General features: G+C 66.8%; 12 protein-coding genes. 5 read left to right on the forward strand and 7 right to left on the reverse strand.

All coding sequences use genetic code 11. The annotated features are described in order from the left end of the window. Positions 1-18: 18 nt before the first annotated feature. Positions 19-1,665 carry an FAD-dependent oxidoreductase gene (locus tag HDR50_RS02490; RefSeq protein ID WP_291355614.1) on the reverse strand — a complete coding sequence of 549 codons (1,647 nt, stop codon included), beginning with the start codon at positions 1,663-1,665 and terminating at the stop codon, positions 19-21. Between the two features lie 397 nt (positions 1,666-2,062). Here HDR50_RS02490 and HDR50_RS02495 point away from each other — a divergent pair, with 397 nt between their 5' ends. Next, positions 2,063-2,584 (forward strand): DapH/DapD/GlmU-related protein, encoded by a 522-nt coding sequence (locus HDR50_RS02495; protein WP_291355616.1) that lies wholly within the window; start codon positions 2,063-2,065, stop codon positions 2,582-2,584. 221 nt (positions 2,585-2,805) lie between these two features. Here HDR50_RS02495 and dnaK read toward each other — a convergent pair whose 3' ends face one another. Further along, positions 2,806-4,725: a molecular chaperone DnaK gene (gene dnaK / locus HDR50_RS02500; protein ID WP_291355618.1), complete on the reverse strand. Its 1,920-nt coding sequence runs from the start codon at positions 4,723-4,725 to the stop codon at positions 2,806-2,808. Positions 4,726-5,079: 354 nt separating this feature from the next. On the opposite strand from dnaK, the gene HDR50_RS02505 reads away from it, so the two are divergent. The 4 genes from HDR50_RS02505 to HDR50_RS02520 all read left to right on the forward strand — a co-directional run bounded on the left by HDR50_RS02505 (position 5,080) and on the right by HDR50_RS02520 (position 12,350). Then, the gene (locus HDR50_RS02505; protein WP_291355620.1) at positions 5,080-5,925 is read left to right on the forward strand and encodes a C-GCAxxG-C-C family (seleno)protein; all 846 of its coding nucleotides are present in this window, start codon (positions 5,080-5,082) and stop codon (positions 5,923-5,925) included. A gap of 169 nt (positions 5,926-6,094) precedes the next feature. Further along, positions 6,095-7,777, forward strand: coding sequence for an energy-dependent translational throttle protein EttA (gene ettA, locus HDR50_RS02510; protein WP_291355622.1), 1,683 nt, complete (start codon positions 6,095-6,097; stop codon positions 7,775-7,777). 37 nt (positions 7,778-7,814) lie between these two features. Next, on the forward strand, positions 7,815-9,419 hold the full coding sequence (locus HDR50_RS02515) for a DUF4139 domain-containing protein (protein WP_291355624.1): 1,605 nt from the start codon (positions 7,815-7,817) through the stop codon (positions 9,417-9,419). A gap of 234 nt (positions 9,420-9,653) precedes the next feature. Continuing rightward, entirely contained in the window at positions 9,654-12,350 is a 2,697-nt protein-coding gene (locus HDR50_RS02520) for an autotransporter outer membrane beta-barrel domain-containing protein (RefSeq protein ID WP_291355626.1), read from the forward strand. 66 nt (positions 12,351-12,416) lie between these two features. On the opposite strand, the gene HDR50_RS02525 is transcribed toward HDR50_RS02520, so the two are convergent. The 5 genes from HDR50_RS02525 to HDR50_RS02545 form a co-directional block, all read right to left on the reverse strand. After that, the gene (locus tag HDR50_RS02525) at positions 12,417-16,409 is read right to left on the reverse strand and encodes an AAA family ATPase (protein ID WP_291355628.1); all 3,993 of its coding nucleotides are present in this window, start codon (positions 16,407-16,409) and stop codon (positions 12,417-12,419) included. Then, positions 16,409-17,686 carry a DNA repair exonuclease gene (locus tag HDR50_RS02530; RefSeq protein ID WP_291355630.1) on the reverse strand — a complete coding sequence of 426 codons (1,278 nt, stop codon included), beginning with the start codon at positions 17,684-17,686 and terminating at the stop codon, positions 16,409-16,411. The genes HDR50_RS02525 and HDR50_RS02530 overlap by 1 nt, the downstream gene beginning before the upstream one ends. 186 nt (positions 17,687-17,872) lie before the next feature. Continuing rightward, positions 17,873-18,463 (reverse strand): tetratricopeptide repeat protein, encoded by a 591-nt coding sequence (locus HDR50_RS02535; protein WP_291355632.1) that lies wholly within the window; start codon positions 18,461-18,463, stop codon positions 17,873-17,875. Between the two features lie 19 nt (positions 18,464-18,482). After that, positions 18,483-18,905, reverse strand: coding sequence for a PaaI family thioesterase (locus tag HDR50_RS02540; protein ID WP_291355633.1), 423 nt, complete (start codon positions 18,903-18,905; stop codon positions 18,483-18,485). 90 nt (positions 18,906-18,995) lie between these two features. After that, complete coding sequence (locus HDR50_RS02545) at positions 18,996-19,925, reverse strand: Tim44-like domain-containing protein (protein ID WP_291355635.1); 930 nt, start codon at positions 19,923-19,925, stop codon at positions 18,996-18,998. Positions 19,926-20,062 lie beyond the last annotated feature (137 nt).

The following is a 20,062-nucleotide window of genomic DNA, read 5'->3' on the forward strand; positions in this document are numbered from 1 at the left end:
CTTTTTCTTCCCGGGCGCTTACCAGGCGTGGGTGTTGCTTTCGATGGTGTAGGGCAGCCTTTCCTTGAACGGGAAGACATCAATGGCATCGCTGGGGCAGCGCAGCTCGCAGAAGTAGCAGGTCATGCAGTCGTCGCGGTAGGTGACTTTCGACTTGGCCCCGCAGGTGAGGCAGCGCATGCTTTCATCGAGCGCGGCCACGGTATCGAGACCCTTGCGGGTCTCACCGAAACCGTCGGCCTTCACGGTCGTGCGCTCATTGCGCGGTGCGCCCAGCACGCCCTTGCCGGGCAGCGTTTCGGGGATCTTGCGGGTATCGGTCCTGTCGCTGTGCAGGTGCGCGCCCTTGAGCAGCCTGTCGATGGAGATGGCGCCCTCACGCCCGCCGGCGATGGCGGAAATGACCGAAGAGGGCCCGCTTACCGCGTCGCCCGCGGCAAAAACATTCCAGATGGAGGTATTAAAGGTGACGGGGTCCACTTCCAGGCGGCCGGGCGTGGCCTTTTTCAGTTCGGGGAAGGGCGTGAAATCCGGGGTCTGGCCGATGGCAAAAATGATGATGTCGCCGGCGACCTCCCGCTGCGTGGCGTCATCGAAGCGGGGCGCGAACTTGTGGTTTTCATCGAACACCGAGAGGCACTTCCTGATTTTCAGGCCCTTGGCGTGGCCGTCGGCAAGCGTCACCTCCACCGGCCCCCAGCCGGCGTTGATGATGACGCCTGCGTCCCTGGCGTCCTCAATATTGTGCGGAAAGGCGGGCATGGTCTGCTCGTCTTCCAGACAGACGAGTTCCACATGCCCGGCGCCCATGCGCGCGGCCGTGATGGCCGCATCCATGGCCACGTCGCCGCCGCCGACCACCACCACGCTGCACCCGGGCTTGAATCCATAGACCGCGGGAACGCTGGCATCCCTGGGCGTGCGGGCCGCCCGCAGGAATTCCAGCCCATGGAACACGCCCGCCGCCTCCTCGCCGGGGATCTGCGCCCGCCGGCTCAGGCCTGCCCCGGGCGCGAGGAAGACGGCCTTGAAGCCCCTGCGGCCGAGCTCCTCAAGGCTGATGTCGCAGCCATCGCCGATGCGCGTATTGCACACAAAGCGGACGCCCAGCGAGCGCAACTGCCGGATCTGTGCGTCGATCACGGCCGTGGGCAGCCGGTAGGCCGGGATGCCCCAGCGCAGCATGCCGCCGGGCTCGGACGCCGCCTCAAATACCGTGACAGGATAGCCCATCAGCGCCAGGTACCACGCACAGGAGAGCCCCGCCGGCCCCGAGCCCGCCACGGCCACCTTGGCGAGATGTCGCACGGCCGGCCGTTCCGGCAGGGTGTCCAGATCAAGATCGCCGAGATACTGCTCCACGGCATTGATGTTGACCGCCCCGTCCACCTCCGCGCGGCTGCATTTTTTTTCACACGGATGGGGGCAGACCCTGCCGGTGATGGCCGGGAAGGGATTGCGCTCCTTGAGTTTTTGGGCGGCCTCTTCGCGCATCCCCAGTTGCATCAGGGCATTATAGGCCCGCATGTCCGTGCCGGCCGGGCATTCCCGGCTGCACGGGCTTATGGTGTTCTGGTTGGTGTCAAGCCTGAAAACATCCAGGCCGCAGGTTTTCAGGCAGGTCCCGCAGCCGGTGCAGAGTTCCTGATTGATGGTATTGATCATGCTGCCTCCAGGCGACGCCAGCGCCGCGATATGGGTTTACAGGAGGCATGGTAGGTTTTTCACAAAAAAACATCTGTAACAGATGCAACATGGGCGCCAGGAAGGACAATTTTTTACCTGGGGCGCGTCACGCAGGGGCTGGCAGTGAGGGCCTCCATGGAATTTCCCTGCGCATGGAACATTCCTCAAGCCTGTGGCGCGAAGGGCATTTTTGGCCGGGGGCCGCAAGCGATACCGCCAGCAACGCTGGAGACCGTACCAAACTTGGAACAAGCGCCCGGCATAAAAGACGAAAAATTTGCATATTCTTTTTTGACTTTTCTGGGTATTTTTCTGGTGCCCCATCCACCAGAAGTAGCCTCCGCGGGAGAGGTTCAGCCTAGCCGAGGATACGGAAATGGACGAAATCCGCATAGATGTAACACAGCAGACAGAGGAAGAGCTTGCGCTCGCGAGACACCACGCGCAGCTGGTGTTCCGATTCAATCACACCATGCCGGAAACGCCGGAATACGCGGCCCTGATGCGGGAGATTTTTCCCACAATGGGAGAGGGGAGCGTGGTCTTTGCTCCGCTCACGGCAATCAGGCCGCACATGGTGCAGATCGGGAAAAATGTCGTTGTCATGAACGGCTGCCTGATGATGGCGGCCGGTGGCATCTTCATCGGCGACAACGCCATGCTGGCCGCAAATGTGCAGCTTTTAAGCAACAATCATGACCTGGTGGAGCGCCAGGTCATCACCTGCAAGCCTGTCCACATTGGCGCACGAGCCTGGATCGGAGCGGGTGCCACCATTCTCGCCGGCATTACCGTCGGGGAAAATGCGGTCGTGGGCGCAGCGAGTGTGGTCACGCATGATGTGGAGCCAAATACGATAGTGGCCGGAAATCCCGCGCGCTTTATTCGGAAAATTTAAGCGCTTCCGCCACTGTACATGAGGAAGGTGTATCCGGCGTATCGCTCAATTCCTGCAAAAAATTAAAAGGGCTATGCCAAGACTCTCCGGGGCCTCCTCCTGAGTTGGTCTGCACTGATGCAATGCGCGACATTTTGGCACCATGCCCCTGGCAGAGCACGGAAAACAAAACGGGCAGCCCCGAGGGGCTGCCCGTTGATATTCCGCTTGGGTGTGCTGGGCTACTTCTTCACTTCGGTGAAGTCCGCATCCACCACGTCGTCGTTGCCGCCGGCCTGGCCGCCCGCAGCGCCACCGGCCGCCCCGGCGTCCGCGCCAGGCTGGGCGCCGGCCTGCTGGGCCTGCTGCTGGTAGAGCTGCTCGGCGAGCTTGTGCGAAGCCTTGGCGAGCTCGTCGGCCGCGTGCTTGATGGCCGCGGCGTCCTCGCCTTCCATCAGCTTGCGCAGGTCGGCGATGCGGGTCTCGATGTCGCCCTTGACCGAGGCGTCGGCCTTGTCGCCGAGGTCGGCGAGGGACTTCTCGGTGCCATAAATCAGGCTGTCGGCATGGTTGCGGGCCTCGATGAGCTCCTGCTTCTTCTTGTCATCGCTGGCGTGGGCCTCGGCCTCGCGCACCAGGCGCTGGATGTCGTCCTCGGAGAGGCCGGAAGAAGCGGTGATCTTGATGGACTGCTCCTTGCCGGTGCCCATGTCCTTGGCGGAGACATTGACGATGCCGTTGGCGTCGATGTCGAAGGAGACCTCGATCTGCGGCACGCCGCGCGGCGCCGGCGGAATGCCGGTGAGGTCGAAGCGGGCCAGGGTCATGTTGTCCGCCGCCATGGGGCGCTCGCCCTGAAGCACGTGGATGGACACGGAGGGCTGGTTGTCGGCGGCGGTGGTGAACACCTGGCTCTTGCGGGTCGGGATGGTGGTGTTACGGTCGATGAGCTTGGTGAACACGCCGCCCATGGTCTCGATGCCGAGGGAGAGCGGGGTCACGTCGAGGAGGAGCACGTCCTTCACGTCGCCGGTGAGGATGCCGCCCTGGATCGCGGCGCCCATGGCGACCACTTCGTCAGGGTTGACCGAGCGGTTGGGCTCCTTGCCGAAGAACTTGCCCACGGTCTGCTGCACGAGGGGCATGCGGGTCATGCCGCCCACGAGCAGGACTTCGTTGACCTGATTGGGGTCGAGGCCGGCATCGGTGAGGGCCTGGTTGCAGGGCTCGATGGTGCGGTCAACGAGGTCGCTGACGAGCGAGTCGAGCTTGGCGCGCGTGAGCTTGATGAGCATGTGGCGCGGGCCGCTCGCATCGGCGGTGATGAAGGGCAGGTTGATCTCCGTCTCCATGGCGGTGGACAGTTCCTTCTTGGCCTTTTCCGCGGCTTCCTTCAGGCGCTGCAGGGCCATGCTGTCCTTGGAGAGGTCGATGCCGTTCTCCTTCTTGAACTCCTCGACGAGGTAGTTGATGATGCGCTGGTCGAAGTCTTCGCCGCCGAGGAAGGTGTCGCCGTTGGTGGAACGCACTTCCACAACGCCGTCGCCCACTTCGAGGATGGAAATATCGAAGGTGCCGCCGCCAAGGTCGAAGACGCCGATCTTCTCGTTGGTCTTCTTGTCGGCGCCATAGGCCAGCGACGCGGCCGTGGGCTCGTTGATGATACGCTTGACCTCAAGGCCGGCGATGCGGCCGGCGTCCTTGGTGGCCTGGCGCTGGGCGTCGTTGAAGTAGGCGGGCACGGTGATGACGGCTTCGCTCACCGTTTCGCCGAGGTAGGCTTCGGCATCGGCCTTCAGCTTGGCAAGGATCATGGCCGAGATCTCCGGCGCGCTGTAGACGCGGCCGTCAACCTCGACACCGGCATCGCCATTGGGCGTTTCCACGATGGCGTACGGGGAATTTTCCTTCCAGCGCTCCACCTCGGGGCTGTTGTACTTGCGGCCCATGAGGCGCTTGATGGCGAAAATGGTGCGCTTGGGGTTGGTCACGGCCTGGCGCTTGGCGATCTCGCCCACCAGGCGCTCCTTGTCGGTGAAGGCAACCACGGACGGCGTGGTGCGTCCGCCCTCGGGATTGGTGATGCACTTGGGTTCCTTGCCTTCCATGACATAGACACAGGAGTTGGTGGTGCCCAGGTCGATGCCGATGATCTTTGACATATGTCATTCCTCCTCGGGGAATTCTGCATGGGTGACCGAAACTTGCGCGGCGGTTGACAAAAATGGGGAAACGCCGCCGCGCGTTCCACACCGGGAGACAATAAGTACGATTGAGCCGGCGTCCAGTGGCAAACGCAAAATTTTTTTTGGAAAGTGCGGGGAGAGTTCAAAAGGCGCGCCGCGTACCGCAACGGCGCCGGGCTGCCGCTGGCAGCTCCCGTTCAGGAGCCGTGGATACGGGGCAAAAGGCGGCGCCGCCTTGACGTAAATTTCAGAAAGTGCTAGTGATTTTTAGCACATTTTGTGCTGGGGGTGCGGACTCGCGTCCGCAAGCATCTAATCGGGAGGACAGTCATGGAATGTAACAGAAGGCATCTGCTTTGCGGTCTTGGCGGCCTCGCCGTGGGCGGTCTTGCGGCCGGCCTGGCGGCCCCGGGGCTCGCCGCCGAGGCGCAGGCCCCGGCGGCTCCCGCGGGCGGCCATTTCGCCCAGGTGAACGGCGAGTTCGGCTGGACGCCGCACAAGCTCGACCCCGCCGAGTGCCAGGTGGTGGCCTATGAAGGCTACTGGTACAAGGGCTATGCCTGCGGGTACGGCACCTTCTACAGCATCATCGGCGTCATGGGCGAAAAATACGGCGCGCCCTACAACCAGTTCCCCTTCACCATGCTCGAGGCCAACAAGGGCGGCATCTCCAACTGGGGCACCATCTGCGGCGCGCTTTACGGCGCTGCCGCGGCCTTTGCGCTCTTCTGGGGCCGCAAGGAGCGCGACCCCATGGTGAACGAGCTCTTCCGCTGGTATGAGACCACGGCGCTGCCCATGTACAACCCTGGCGACAAGGCCCAGGGCGTGGCCGGGCCCATCCCCAGCAATGTTTCGGATTCCGTGCTCTGCCACCTTTCGGTCTCCAAGTGGTGTTTCCAGAACAAGATCGAGGCCACGAGCAAGAAGCGCAACGAGCGCTGCGGACGGCTCACCGCCGACGTTTCCCGCAAGGCCGTGGAGATCCTCAACGCCAAGATCGAACAGGGCAAGGACTTCAAGAGCACCATCCCCATGCAGAAGTCCGTGGCCTACTGCGGCGAATGCCACATGACCAAGGGCAACGAGGCCAACTGGGGCAAGGGCATCATGGACTGCACCCCCTGCCACAGCGGCGGCCCGGCCGTCTCCAACAAGTTCAAGGATCATCCGTAGGGAGTTCGCCCGCAACGCGGGCGCGCCCGAAAATTCAGGAAACGCCGGGCCGGTCCCGGCGTTTTCCGTCTCTTGCGGCCCCGCCCACGCGCCTTGAAAAGCCGGGCCTTTCCGTGTAGCGTTCCCCGCGCCGCCTGCCCTTCACGCGGCGGCAAACCCTGAGGAGCCTATGAGCAACGAACCGGACAAGATCATCTATTCCATGATCCGGGTGTCCAAGAAGCACGGCCAGAAGGAAGTGCTGAAGGACATCAACCTCTCCTATTTTTACGGCGCCAAGATCGGCGTGCTCGGCTTGAACGGCGCGGGCAAGTCCAGCCTGCTCAAGATCCTGGCCGGCGTGGACGAGGCCTTTGACGGCAAGACCGTGCTCGCCCCGGGCTATACCATCGGCTATCTGGAGCAGGAGCCCCTTGCCGGCGAAACGCGCACCGTGCGCGAGGTGGTGGAGGAGGGCGTGGCCCCGCTCGTCGCCATCGCCAGGGAATTTGAGGAGATCAACGCCAGGTTCGCCGAGCCCATGGAACCCGAGGAGATGGACGCGCTCCTCGCCAGGCAGGCCGAGGTGCAGGAAAAGATGGACGCCAACGGCGTGTGGGACCTGGAGTCGCGCCTCGAAATGGCCATGGACGCCCTGCGCTGCCCGCCCGGCGACATGCCCGTCAACAAAATCTCGGGCGGCGAGCGGCGCCGCGTGGCGCTCTGCCGGCTGTTGCTCCAGAACCCGGACATCCTTTTGCTCGACGAGCCCACCAACCACCTCGACGCCGAATCCGTGGCCTGGCTCGAACGCTATCTTTCCACCTTCCCGGGCACCGTCATCGCCGTCACTCATGACCGCTACTTCCTCGACAATGTGGCGGGCTGGATACTGGAGCTGGACCGCGGCCGGGGCATCCCGTGGAAGGGCAATTATTCTTCCTGGCTCGAGCAGAAGCAGAAGCGCCTTGCCGGGGAGGAAAAGGCCGAGGCAGAGCGTCAGAAGACCCTTGCGCGCGAGCTGGAGTGGATCCGCATGTCGCCCAAGGGTCGCCACGCCAAGGGCAAGGCGCGCCTCAACGCGTACGAGGCCATGCTCTCGCACGAGAGCGAGAAGCGCGCGCCCGACCTGCAGATCTATATCCCGCCGGGGCCGCGCCTCGGCAAGAGCGTCATCGAGCTCGACAAGGTGACCAAGGCCATGGGCGACCGCCTGCTCATGGAGGATGTCACCGCCGTCATCCCGCCCGGGGCCATCGTGGGCATCATCGGACCCAACGGCGCGGGCAAGACCACGCTCTTCAAGATGCTCACCGGGCAGGAAAAGCCCGACAGCGGCCGCCTCACCGTGGGCGGCAGCGTGGTCTTCGCCCATGTGGACCAGGGCCGCGAATCGCTGGACCCGGACAAGACGGTGTATGAGCTCATCAGCGACGGGCATGAGACCATCCGCCTCGGCAACCGCGAGGTCAACGCCCGCGCCTACTGCACGCGCTTCAACTTCCACGGCGCGGACCAGCAGAAAAAGGCCGGCGTGCTCTCCGGCGGCGAGCGCAACCGCCTGCACCTCGCGCGGATGCTCAAGTCCGGCGCCAATGTGCTCCTCCTGGACGAGCCCACCAACGACATCGATGTCAACACCATGCGCGCTCTGGAAGACGCGCTGGACAACTTCGCGGGCTGCGTGCTCGTCATCAGCCACGACCGCTGGTTCCTCGACCGCGTGGCCACGCACATCATGGCCTTTGAGGACGACGCCCACGTGACCTTCTTCGAGGGCAATTTCCGGGAATATGAGGAGGACCGCAAGAAGCGCCTCGGCAAGGAGGCCGAGACGCCGCACCGCCTCAAGTTCCGCAGGCTCACCCGCTGAACCCGGGCCGCTAGGCGCGGCCCTGCTGGAGTTTGCCATGGCAAAGATACACCCGATCCCCCAGAGTGCCCGCGGGCCGGTCCGCGACGCGGCCCTTGCCGTGCTCGGGGGGCTGCTCTGCCTTTCCCTCGCGTGGCCGGCGGCCGCCGCGGCGCCCGCGCGTCCGCATGCCGCAGGTTTCACGCTGGCGAGCCCGGCCACGGCCCTGCTCTCGCCGGTGGGCGGGCGCCTTGATGTGGAGGAGCGTCTGGCGCCCGAGGCTTCGGGCCCCGATGCCGCCAAGACCCTGGTTTTTGCGCTGCCGCCGGATGCCGACAACCTGCAACTCTCCGTGCCCGGGCAGACCATCGTGCGCTGGAGCACCGAGCCTGTGGAACTCACGGAATCCGCGGCACTTGCCCGCGCCCGGGAAGAACTCGTCACCGAGCGCATGCGCCTCGACGCGCGCCTTGCGGCCGTCAATGCCGCCATCTCCTTCTGGCAGTCGCCGGAAAACGCCGGCGCGCAGGACGTGGCCCAGCGCGGGCGGCTCATCGCCGAGAGCGTGCCGGAACTGGCGCTGGAAAAGGAAACGCTGGAAGCGCGCGTCAAGCTCCTCAGGCAGCGCATCGAGCGCCTGCCCGCCGGCGCGCGGCTCGGCGAACTCGTGCGCGTGACCCTGCAAAAGCCCGTGCCCGCCGGGGAAAAGGTCATTGTGCGCTATTCCTATACCTGGCGCCACTGCGGATGGAACGCGGTCTATGATTTCAACGCCCGGCCGGAGGAAGGCAAGGGCGGCGCCATCGACGTGCGCCTCATGGCCGATGTCTGGCAGTATTCGGGCATCGACTGGCAGGGGACGAAGGTCACGCTGGCCACGCGCGGCACAGGCCCGCGCGAGCCCGCGCCCCTGGCGGAATGGGTGGTGGATTCGCAGCCGAGGCCGCAGCCCAGGCCCGTGCCCCTGGCCCTCAATGCGGTGCGCAGCGCCAAGGTGGCGGCCGAGGGCGCCGCGGACGCAGCCCCGGCCAATGCGGGCGTTGCCGCCGACACCACATCGGTCTATGCGAGCTGGACGCTCGCGGAGGCGGGCCTGCCCGAGGGGCGTTCGCGCCTCATGATCACGGCGGACACCTGGGAGGCGCCGCTCCAGTGGCTGGCGCGTCCCACCCGTGGCGACAGCCGCGTGTGGCTGCTCGCGAAGCATGACCTTGCGGGCGACACTGCGTGGCCTGAGGGCATGGCCGACTACAGCGTGGACGGCCAGAGCGTGGGGAGCGGCATGTTCCGCCCGCGCGGCGGCGAGGCGACGCTCTATTTCGGGGCCGACCCGCGCGTCAGCGTGCGCACCTTCGACGACGCGCGCAAGAAGGGCGAGAGCGGCATCATCAGCACCAGCAAGACCTGGACCTGGGCCTGGACCTATACGGTGAGCAACGGACACGCGCGGCCCGTCATGGTGAAGCTGGAGCGCCCGGCCCCGGTCGTCGTGGACCAGGGCGTCACCGTGACCCTGAAGGACGAGCCGCCGGCGCAAAAGAACGAGCAGGAGCACATGCTGTTCTGGAACGTGGAGGTTCCGGGCCACGGCAAGGCCAGCGTGAAGCACAGCGTCACTATCACCTCGCCCGAGAAACTGCAGCTCTTCCCGGATGTGCCGTAGAAGCTCGCGGGCATGACCGCTGAAGCCCATGTTTGCCCCGGTTCCGCCGCGCGCGGGGCCGGGGCATTCGCCTTCCGGGGCGCACACCCCATTGACTCCTGAATCCTGCCGTGTAACGATAGTCGACGCCCTTACAGCAACTTCGGCAAAGGAGCCTTCATGGGCCTTCTTATTGCTTCTTCCTCTGCCGCCTGCCGCCGACGGGCGCTCGCTCTTCTGCGCCGCATTACGGACATGGCACGAACCCTCCGCCGGATGCACGCGGGGGTGGTGGCGCCGTCCATCGGCATCGTTTTCCTGCTCGCGGGCGGCCTGGTCACGGAAGCCTCCGCCGCGGGGAACCTCACCATCAACAGGAACATGACCATCAGCTCTGATGTGGAGTATAATAAGATCACCGGCTCGGGCAGCAGGAATCTGACGGTGACGGGGGCCCGGGTCACCGCCAATGACATCGGCTGCGCGACGGTGCATCTTTTGTCAAGCAACGCCGTCATCACTTCCGCACAGAATTTCCGCATGGGCCCCATGTATGTGGAAAACAGCACGCTTACGGCAGGCAACATTTTCCAGACATCCGCCACGGGCAGGGTAGTCACCAACAACAGTCACATCGAAGCCAAAATCATCTCCATGGGCTGGGATTATCTCCTGGACGACGGGAGCATCAATCCCCCAGATAGTCAGCCTCCCGCCACGCCGCCGGACGGGCCGCACCAGCACAACAATAGCGTTCTCACCGCCCAGCAGGGCATCACCTTTTACGGAGGCCTGGAAGTGGTGAGCGGCGACACCGTGGTCACCTCCATCGACGGCAATATCTTCGCCAGAATGGTGGACGGCCTTGTGCAGCGGCCCGGCGCCACCCTGACCTTGCGAGCCCCCAACGGCAATATCATGGCGCAGAACATCGTGGCCACCAATGTGCTCGCTGACAGCGTCTACGCCAACGATGCCTCCATACAGGACGGCAGCCTCACGCTCACCGGCGCCATTAATGAAAGTGGCAACGCAAATGTCATCACCAATAGCCTCACTCTTCAGAATAGCAGGGCTTCCATCGCCGCCCTGAAGGTGGGGGGGAGGACATCCGTTTCCGGCGGCGAATTGCACGCCGGAGAGCTTAATGTGTCCGGTGGACTTACCTTCAATGACCATGCGCGCGCGAGCATCGAATCCCTTGCGCTGCAAAACGGTACGCTGCTTGCCATCAACAGCCGCGTGGCCGTGGACCGGTTCACGGATTCCACCGGGGCGAGCGCCGTTGTGGGCAATAATGCGGCACTGGGGCTCGGCACCGCGGATGCCAACTGGATCGTGCGCCAGTTCGACACGGCCGACGCGAGCTCCCTCGGGCCGGTCACTGCGGCGCTCGCCGTGGCAAAGCCGCAGACGCTCTCTACGCTGCCCGGCATCGTGGTGGACGGCGCCGTCATGGGGCGCCCGGCCGGGGTGACGCCGGGGCGCGCCATTTTTGCGCCCGGTTCCCTCCTCGTGGTCAACGCGGCTTCGGCCGCGGCCGCCGGGGCCGGCGCCCTTTCCGGCGGCAGTTTCGATGTCCGCTCCGGGGCGAAACTCTATATCCCCGATGCCGTCAACGGGGCGACCTACAAGGTCCTCAACGGCGCAGGCGCCTATGCGGATGCGAGCGCCTGGAACGGCGCCAATCTCGCCTCGGGAACACCCCTGCTGGAGCTGGTGCGCCTGCCCCAATTCGGCATGATCGGTACGCGCCAGGTGCCCGCCGCAAGCGTACTCCCCGGGCTTGACCCCTCTCTTTCCGGGGCGGCCGATGAAGCCTTCGGCTCGGGCAGCATGGGGCCGAACTGGGTGGATTCGGATATTGCGGGCATCCGTTTCCTCTCACGGGCCACCGGCCGCGACTATATTGGCAATGACGCCCGGCTTGCGGCCATCACCATCGAGAGCGCCGCGCGCATGGCCGTGCTCGGCGCCGTGCCGCAGATGACCATGGCCGCCAATCAGGCAGCAAGCAATGCCATGGGGCAGCGCACGGGCACGGAGCCCGAAGGCGGCATGGAAGTCATGGGCGAGGACGGCGAGCCGGTGGAGGATGCGTCCCACCGGCACGGCTGGGCTTTGTGGATCATGCCGCTCTTCCAGAGCACCAACGGCTTCGGCATGACCGCCGGCAACTGGGACATGGATTTCAGCGGCACACTTGGCGGCATCGCGCTCGGCTGCGACTACACCTTTGAGAGCGCGTTGCGCCTGGGCCTGAGCCTCAATCTTGGCGGCGGCTATGCCCGCGGTTCCGGCGAGCTCGCGCCCACGGACAACAAGATGGGCTTCTGGGGCTTGGGCGCCTATGCCGGCTGGCAGCGCGGCAATTTCGGGCTCGCGGCGGATGTGGCCTATACTTCGGCCTATAACAGCCTTAAGCAGGACCTCCCCGCGGGCATGCAGATGCGCCCGCTCAAGAGCGAAGTGTCCTCCTGGGCGCTCGGCGCTGGCCTGCGCGCCGAATGCCGCATCCCCACGCCCTGGCTGGACGTGACCCCCCATGCCGGCGTCCGCTATCTCTACCTGAATACGGACAGTTATGATGTGAAGAGCAACGGCACTGTCCTGGAAGGGGAGGCCATGCACCAGAATATCTGGACCTTCCCTGTGGGCGTGTCGTTCTCGCGCGACCTTCCGCTGCCCAGCGGCTGGAGCTGCCGTCCCATGCTGGATATCTCGGTCATTCCCGCCGCCGGCGACATGGACGCGAAGACGAACATCCGCTTTACGGGCACGCGCACCGATGTGGAGCTGGAAACGCAGATCATGGACCACATCACCTGGCGCGGCGCCCTTGGCGTGGAATTTTCGGGCGGTGACATGGCCTTGGGCCTGAGCTACAGTTTTCAGGGGGGGCTGAAAACCTCGGCCCAGGGGGTGACGGCGAGCTTCAGCTACCAGTTTTAGCAGCCGGCCTTGGTCGCCAACATGTCAGGGATGCGCCCCGTGAAAGCCACGGGGCGCATTTTGCGTTCAGGCGGCTGCGATGCGGCCCTTTTCCACCTTGAAGAGCGGGGCGTCCGGCGCGGCCTGCCGGAGCACGTCCACCATGTGCGGCTGGCAGGTGAAGTAGAAGATCTGGTGGCCGTCGCGGCCGGCCGCGAGGTCAGCGAAAGCGCGGGCCGTTCGCTGGGCGCGTTCGGGATCGAAGTTGACGAGTACTTCGTCCATGATGACCGGCAGCGGCGCGGCGTGCAGGGCGTGGCTTTTGATGTAGGCGAGCCTGAGGGCGAGATAGGCCTGCTCCTGCGCGCCCCGGCTCAGGAACTGCGGCTCCACGGGTTCGCCCGCGGGGGGCAGGATGAGCAGGCTCGCGTCCTCCAGCGAGGCGCTGATGCCGCGCCAGCGCCCGTCCGTGATGGTCGAGAAGATGGCCGACGCCTCGCGGATGACCTCGGGCTGGCGCTCCTTTTCAAAGCTGAGCTTGGCCTGCCGCAGAAGGGCGGCGGCAAGGGCCCGGCGGCTCCAGGCGAGGGCCATGCGCTCCATGCGCTCGAGGAGTGAGGCCTCCTCCTGGCGCATGCGGGCCAGCTCCTCGTCGCGCGAGAGCGCGGCCACGCGCGCGCTGAGTTCGGCCACGCGGGCTGCCAGCTCCTGCTCGCCGTCGCCCATGGCGGCGAGTTCCGCCTGCACGGTGGCAAGGCGCTTCTCCTGCGTTTCCTGGTCGCCCTCATGGAAGGACGCGAGGAAGTCATCGAGCGGCCGCGTATCGGCGGCGAGCCTGAGGGCGTCCTCCAGGTCCTGCCGGCGACGCGTGAGCTCGCGGTATTCCACGAGCAGCGCGGCCACTCGCAGAAAGTCCTCCGCATCGCTCGCGCCGGCGCGGGCGAGCAGGTTGCGCTCCCGCTCCCGCGCCATGTCGAGCGCCGCCATTTCGGCCCGGCGTTCGTCCTCTTCCTCGGAGAGCAGGCCGGCGAGGCGCTGGCGTTCCGCCTCGGCGCCGGCCGCGCTTTCCGCATCGGCGAACAGGGCGTCCAGGGTGGCGAGCCAGTCGCAGGCGGCGTCCGCATCGCGCTCCGGGAGGCGAGCGAGGTTTTCAGCGAGGGCGGTCAGGGGCTCCTCAAGCGCGGCGAGCTCCGCCCGGCCCTGGGCGAGTTCCCCGCGCGCCCGCTCAAGCTGCGCTTCGGCGTCGAGGCAGTCTTCCATGAGCTTGAAGGCCTCGCGCACGGTCTCGGGGTCCAGATCCTGCTCCAGGCCGAGGCCGGTGAGGCACTGGCCCCAGGCGCTCCGCGCCTCGGAAAGCCGCGCCTCGTCGGCGCGCAGCCTGTCCGAGGCTTCGCGCTGGCGCGTCTGGGCGCGCTCCAGTTCGTTCTCGTGGTTCTGGAGCGCCGAGGCGGCGCGGATACGCTGTTCGCGCGCGGCATCGGCCTCGCGGCAGGCGTCCATGACCTCACGCACGGCCTCCTCCAGCGGGAGCCCCTCGTCCGCCATGCGAGTGGCCACGGGCGGCACGGCAGCCGCGCGGGCCTCGAGGGCGTTCACGTCATCCATCAGGGCGTCGAGCTCGGCCTGCGCGGCGGCAACGCCCCCGAAGGCGAGGCGCGCGGATTCGGCCCGGGCGAAAAAGGTGGCCGCGCTTTCCGGCGAGGGCACGCTCGTCACATGGAGCGACTGCATGAGGCCGTGCCATTGGCGCCGCGCCTGCTGCACCTCGCCTTCCTTTTCATGGGCGCGGCTTTCCAGCGCGGCGAGCTGCGAGCGGGCCTCGGCGTATTCGCGCTTGAGCGCTTCCATGTCGCGCCGGGCGCGCTCCTCGTGGAAACACTGCTCGCGCTCCCGCTCGAGGAGCATTTCCGTGGCTTCCAGAGTGACGAGATCCATGCTGTCCACGCCTGCTGCCGCGCAGAGCTGACGGGCCTGGTCGCCCAGTTCCGCCACATGCAGGGCGCAGGTCTCGCGGCGGCTTTGCAATTGGGCCATCTCGCGCTGGAAGCGCCGGGCCTCGGGGCCGCTGCGCGGAAGGCCCCCGGCGAGGAAGCCCACGCCGCTCGCGAGCACGAGATAGCCCGACCACAGGGTGACGGGCAGGCTGATCTCGGGCGTGAGCGCGTATTCCGTGATGCCGAGCAGCCAGTGCGCGAGAAGGATGCCGCCGCCGCCGAGGATGAGCAGGGCGCCCACCACGATGAGCGGCACGCTCATCACCGGCGCCGGCGCCTGTTCCGACGAGATGCGGTTGTCGAGCTCCTGCAGGCGGTCGCGCTCGGTGGACATGTTGGCCGAAAGGGCGCGCAGGGCGCGCAGGGCGCTCGCGCGGGCGTCCAGCGCCTCGCGGGTCTGGCCGCCGGCATTGCGCTGCGCCTCGCGCAGGCTGTCCATGCGTTTTTTGACGGTTTCGGCCTGTTCCTCGGACTGGCGCACCGCGGTGGTGATGTCCGCCGCCTCCTGGAGGCGCGCCTGCATGCTGCGGGCCACGCCCAAGGCGTCCTCCTGCCGGGCCAGCAGGCCGTCCAAAAGGGCGCTGGCGCCCTCGGCGGCTGCCGGGCCGGCGCCCGGAAGCGGCATGCCGGTCACCCGCAACTGGTCAAAGGCGCGGCCAAAGGCCGTGCGGGCCTGGTCCACGGCGCGCTCGCGGGCCGGGATGAGGCGGCGGTTTTCTTCAAGGCGCGCCATGGTCTGTCGCAGTTCGTCCCGGGCCTCGTCCGACAGTTCGGCCACCGGCGCTGGCAGCACCGCAAGCGCGTCCCGGGCGGCGCCCACGGCGCGCTCCGCGGCCTCCACATCGCGGTTGGCGCGCGTGAGCCCGTCGATGGCGGCCTGGTGCGCCGTGACCGCGGCGGTCATTTCGCGCGCCTGCTTTTCGAGCCCCTCGCGGGCGAAGAGGGAACGGTCGGTCTCGCGGATGCGCTCCGGGCTCCAGCCCGGCCCCAACTGGGTGAGGCCATGGACGAGGGCGGATTCCGCGCGGCGCACATTTTCCTCAAGGGCGCCGATCTGGCCGAGGGTCTGCCTATAGCCGCTCTTGCGCTCGGAAAGGCGGCGCAGTTCGGGGAGCGCCGCGAGAAGCGGCGCATCCACGCTGACGGCTTCAAGACGCTGCCTGAGCCGCGCGAGCTTTTCCTCCCGGGCGGCCACCTGGCGTTCGCAGGCTTCGCGGGCCTCCTCAAGGCGCGCGAGCCTGGCGGCGCCGTCCTCCGGGAAGTCTTCGCGCACGGGCGTGAGCCGTTCAAGGCGCGCGCCGGCCATGCGCCATTCGTCCCACTGGCGCCACACGCCGAGGCGGCGTTCCAGATGGCGGCGCTCGTCTTCGAGTTCGGCCTTGCGGGCCCGCAGGGCGGCGAGCTCCGCCTTCCTCTTGGCGAAATCCTCGGCAAGGGCGTCAAAACCGGCGCATTCGGCGGTCACATCCTCGATGCGGGCGCGCAGCGCCTCCAGCTGGCCGAGGGCCGCGTTGAGCGCCGGCTTGCTGCCGCCGCGCCGGAAAATCTCCTCCTCCTGCTTTTCCAGCAGCTTCAGCGCCTCGCCCGGGGCGCGCAAGCCGGGCCCGAAGCTCGCGCCATAGAGCGCATTGCGCACGCCCTCGCCGTCAAGGCTCTCGAAATTCTCGAGCTCACCCAGGCTGAAGCCAAACACCGAGCGGTAGACCTCGCGATCCACCCCGAAGAGCAGTTGGCGCAGCACATCCGGCGAAAGCGGGGCGCCGTCGGGGAGGTTCAGGGTCACGGTGCCGCCCAAGGGCCCCGGCCGGCGCGTCAGGTGGATGGTCTCGGCCTCGCCGTCGGCCCCTGGGCAGCGCACGACGAGGCTGCCGCCGGCGAGGCCGCCCCCCACGGGCGCGAAGCTGCGCCGCGCCTCGCTGGCGCGGGGATTGGGATACCCGGTGAGCATGGTGCGCAGAAATTCCAGGCAGGTGGACTTGCCCGCCTCGTTGCGCCCGAGAAAGATGCTGAGGCCCGGCGCAAGGTCCTCCACCTCCACGCCGGAGAGGACGCCGAAACCGTCAATGTGGAAGGATTCGATATACATCAGCGTTCCTCCAGCAGGTCGAGGCAGAGGCGTTCGGCCTCGTCGAGGAGCGCATCGAGCTGTTCCTCGTTCGGGGGCGTGAGCGCCTTCCTGAGGCGGCTGTGCGCGAAAAGCGGTTCCAGCGCCGGGCCGGCCAGCGCATGCAGGGCCTCACGGCTCTCGCGCATCTCGCGGGCGAGGCGCGCGGTCTCACCGAGCAGGTCCTCGCGGCGCAGCAGCTCCTCGCGCTCGGCGAGCGAGCGCGTCTCCACCCGAAGGTCCTTGAGCCAGATGCCCGGCGTGTCGCCGGCGAGATGCTGGAGCCGTTCCGCAAGGTCGTCCGCCGTGGCCGCCTTGCGCAGCAGGCCGTCCAGCGGGGTGCGCCCGGCCAGCGTCACGCGGGCGATGACCGCCTCGCAGGTGGGCGGCACGTCCTCACCGAGGCCGGTCAGGGAATCGGTGAGCCGGCGTTCCACCTCGTCGAGGTGATCCACGTTCTCAAGATCGAGCGCCAGCTTTTCCCACTGCACCGGGCCAAGCGCGCGGAATTCGCCCTGGCAGCGCCAGCCGCCGGCATGGGGCGCGGCCGTGACGAGCAGGCAGCCGCGTGGGCCGGTCTCGTTGATGTGCAGCCCCTGGGTATTGCCGGGATAGGCGATGAAGGGCTGCTCCGAAAGGATGCAGCGCTCATGCACATGCCCGAGGGCCCAGGCGTCGAGGCCGGTGGCCACGAGGTCTTCGAGCGTGCAGGGCGCGTAGCGCTCCGCCGCCTGCCCCTGTACGGCGCAGTGCAAAACGCCGAGCTGGAAGCACTCCTGCCCGGCGTCACGCCGGAAGAGGCGGGCGAGGTTGCGGCCCTCCTTGGAGCGCGCATGGCTGACGCCGTGGATCAGGGCGAGCGGCGCGCCATCGCGCAGGAGGGGATGGGTCTCGGGCTCGGCGCCGAAGATCACCACATTGTCGGGCCACTCCACGGACGTGAGCCTGGAGGAGAGCGGGTCATGGTTGCCGTGGGCGATGAAGACCGGGATGCCAAGCCGCGCGAGGCGCACACACCCGTCGCGCAGGGCGAGCTGCGCCTTCACGCTGTGGTCTTCCTGATTGTAGATGTCGCCGGAAAGGACGAGGAAGTCCGGCTTTTCCCGCTCGCAGCAGCTGATGAGCCGCTCGAGGGCGATGAAGGTGGCCTCGTGAAGCAGCCGGGCGAGGCGGCCGCCCTGCGCCGTATCCTGGGCGATGCCGCGGAAGGGCGTGTCCAGATGCAGATCTGCCGCGTGGATGTAGCGGATTTCGTCCATGCTGCGCCTCTCTGCGCGAATGAAGAGACAGAAAAAAGAAATTCTAGACTTTTTCTAGGCGGCTTGCAAGGCGCGGGGAGCGGCCCCCGGACGGCAAAGCCGGGGCGTTGAAGCGGGAGGTGTGAGAGGCAAGGAAGGCGCGGAGGGAAGCAGAGCGAAGGCCAGAAAGCCGCCGCGCCCGAAAAATCAGCGGCCCGCCTGGGCGCGCAGGCGCAGGCATTCCTCGGCGATGCGCCGAAGCTCGGCATCGTCGGGCTTTTCGGTGAGCCCCTTCTTCACATGGCCGAGGGCGCGCACATATTCTCCGGCGTCGATGAGGGCTCGGGCGATCATGCCGTAGGCCGCCACCTCATTCTTGTAGTATTTGAAAGCCTCGGCGAAGCATTCTTCCGCCTCGGGGAGCTTGTGTTCCGCAAGAAATTTTTTACCGTTGCTGATGCAGCGGTCGAGCTGGAGCTTGCGCTGGAGGGTGGCCTCGTAGTCCTCTTCCTCCTCCTGCCCCATGACCTGCTTGTAAAACTTGTTGAAGAAGGCGAGCAGCTCGCGCTCCTTGCCGGGCTGGTAGGCGACGGGCTGGGAGTATTCCTTCTTGTAGGCCGGGTCGGCGCAGATGTCCGCGATGGCCGTGCGGTAATCGCCGCGCAGGTCGGTGGGGGCGGTCTGGCCGCCGAGCTCCCGCAGGGCCGTGGTGAGCAAAAAGACGGCGCGCGGATATTCGCGCCTTTGCACACAGGTTCGGATGCGGCCCAGGTCTTCGCGGATCTTGCGGGTGTTCATGGCTGGCTCGCTTGGTGGCTTAGGCGGGAAGCGGCGTATCGGTCACAAAGCCGGTGGAGACGGCGCGCGCCACGAGGGCCCCTTCGGCATCGAGGATGCGCACGTCATAGCTCACCACATGCCGCCCGGCCCGCACCAGGCGCGCCTCGCCCACGAGCGGGCTCACCCGGCCCGGATTCAGGAACTCGATGCTCGAGGTCAGGCTGACCACGCCCGTGCTGCGCCCGGCATTGGCGGCCGCGCCAAAGGCCACGTCAGCCAGGGCGAAGATGGCTCCGCCGTGGGCCACGCCCATGCCGTTCTTGTGGTGTTCCGAAATGGGCATGATGACCCGGGAAAATTCCGGCGTGGCGACCTCCACCTGCATTTGCAGATGGCGCACGAGCTTGTCGTGCTTGGCCACATAGTTGTCCATGTTCCGCAGCGTATCGGCGGGCTCCATGCCAGGCTCCTCGAGGGTTTTGCGCCAAAACCGCAGGCCGGGAACCACGCCCCCGGCCTGCGGCATATGTGCCGGAAAATCGCGGCGGGATCACTCCACCTGCTGGATGCCGTCGAGCTTCCACGTACCGTTGGCGCCCTCGCGCAGGAAGTGCCAGACCTCGCGCGCGGAGGAGGGGGCGTCCTGGTCGGGGCGCTCGCGCAGGAGCACGTCGAAGAACACCTGGGCGCGCTGGTCGTCGCCCTCGTTTTCGGCGCCGAGCAACTGGGCGTTGACGAGCATGATCTCGGTCTTGCCCGGGTTCGGGTCGCTTGCCATCTGTTCCCGCAGGGCCTCCATGACCGCCGGCGTGGCGAACTGGGCGATGTCGTCGAGGTCGCGGCGGTCCCAGGCCTGCTGCATGCGCGTATATGCCATCTTGGCGCCGCGCAGGAATTCCTCGGCATCAAAGCCCGCGGGCACATCCACGGCCGGTTCCGCCGCCGGGGGCTGGCTGCCCTGGCCGGTGAGGTTGCGGAGGGCGTCCCACCCGGAAGCCTGGGTGTTGCTGCGCGCGAAGGGCTGGTTGGGGCTGTCGTTGGTCAGGTCCTGACGGCCGGCGCCGAAAAGGCCGCCCGCCGGGGCCGGCTCCTGCGACTGGCGTTGCCGGAAGCGCGCAAAGAGCTTGAGGCCCACATAGATGAGCAGGCCGATGAGGAGGATATCCAGGATGCCGCCACCGCCGCCGAGGCCGTTGCCCGAGAGCAGGGAGCCGAGCAGGGTACCGGCCAGAAGGCCCCCGAAGAGGCCCCCCATGCCGCCGAACATGCCGGGGCGCTGCGCTGTCGCCTGGGCGTTGCGGGCGTTGGCCGCGGGCGCCTGCTGGCGCATGGCCGGCCGCTGCGCGGGCGTGCTCATGTAGGGCCGGCTGCCGAACGAGCGGCCGCCGCCCATGCGGGCGGCCTCGGCAGAATCGGGCAGGGCGAGCGCGAAAGCGGCAAGGAGGATGACAAGGGCTGCGAAAAGGGCGCTGATCTTCATGGCAACTCCGGTTGCGGCTGAACCCCGGCGCGGGGCTGTTCTGCGTCACTTCAGGTATTTATAGGGATTTTGGAGAAAAAGGCAAGATACAGGCGACCAGCCCCCCGCCCGTGCCCTCCGGGGCCCTCCCGGGCCTC

This window comes from Desulfovibrio sp. (assembly GCF_014803725.1).
Taxonomy (GTDB): domain Bacteria; phylum Desulfobacterota; class Desulfovibrionia; order Desulfovibrionales; family Desulfovibrionaceae; genus Desulfovibrio.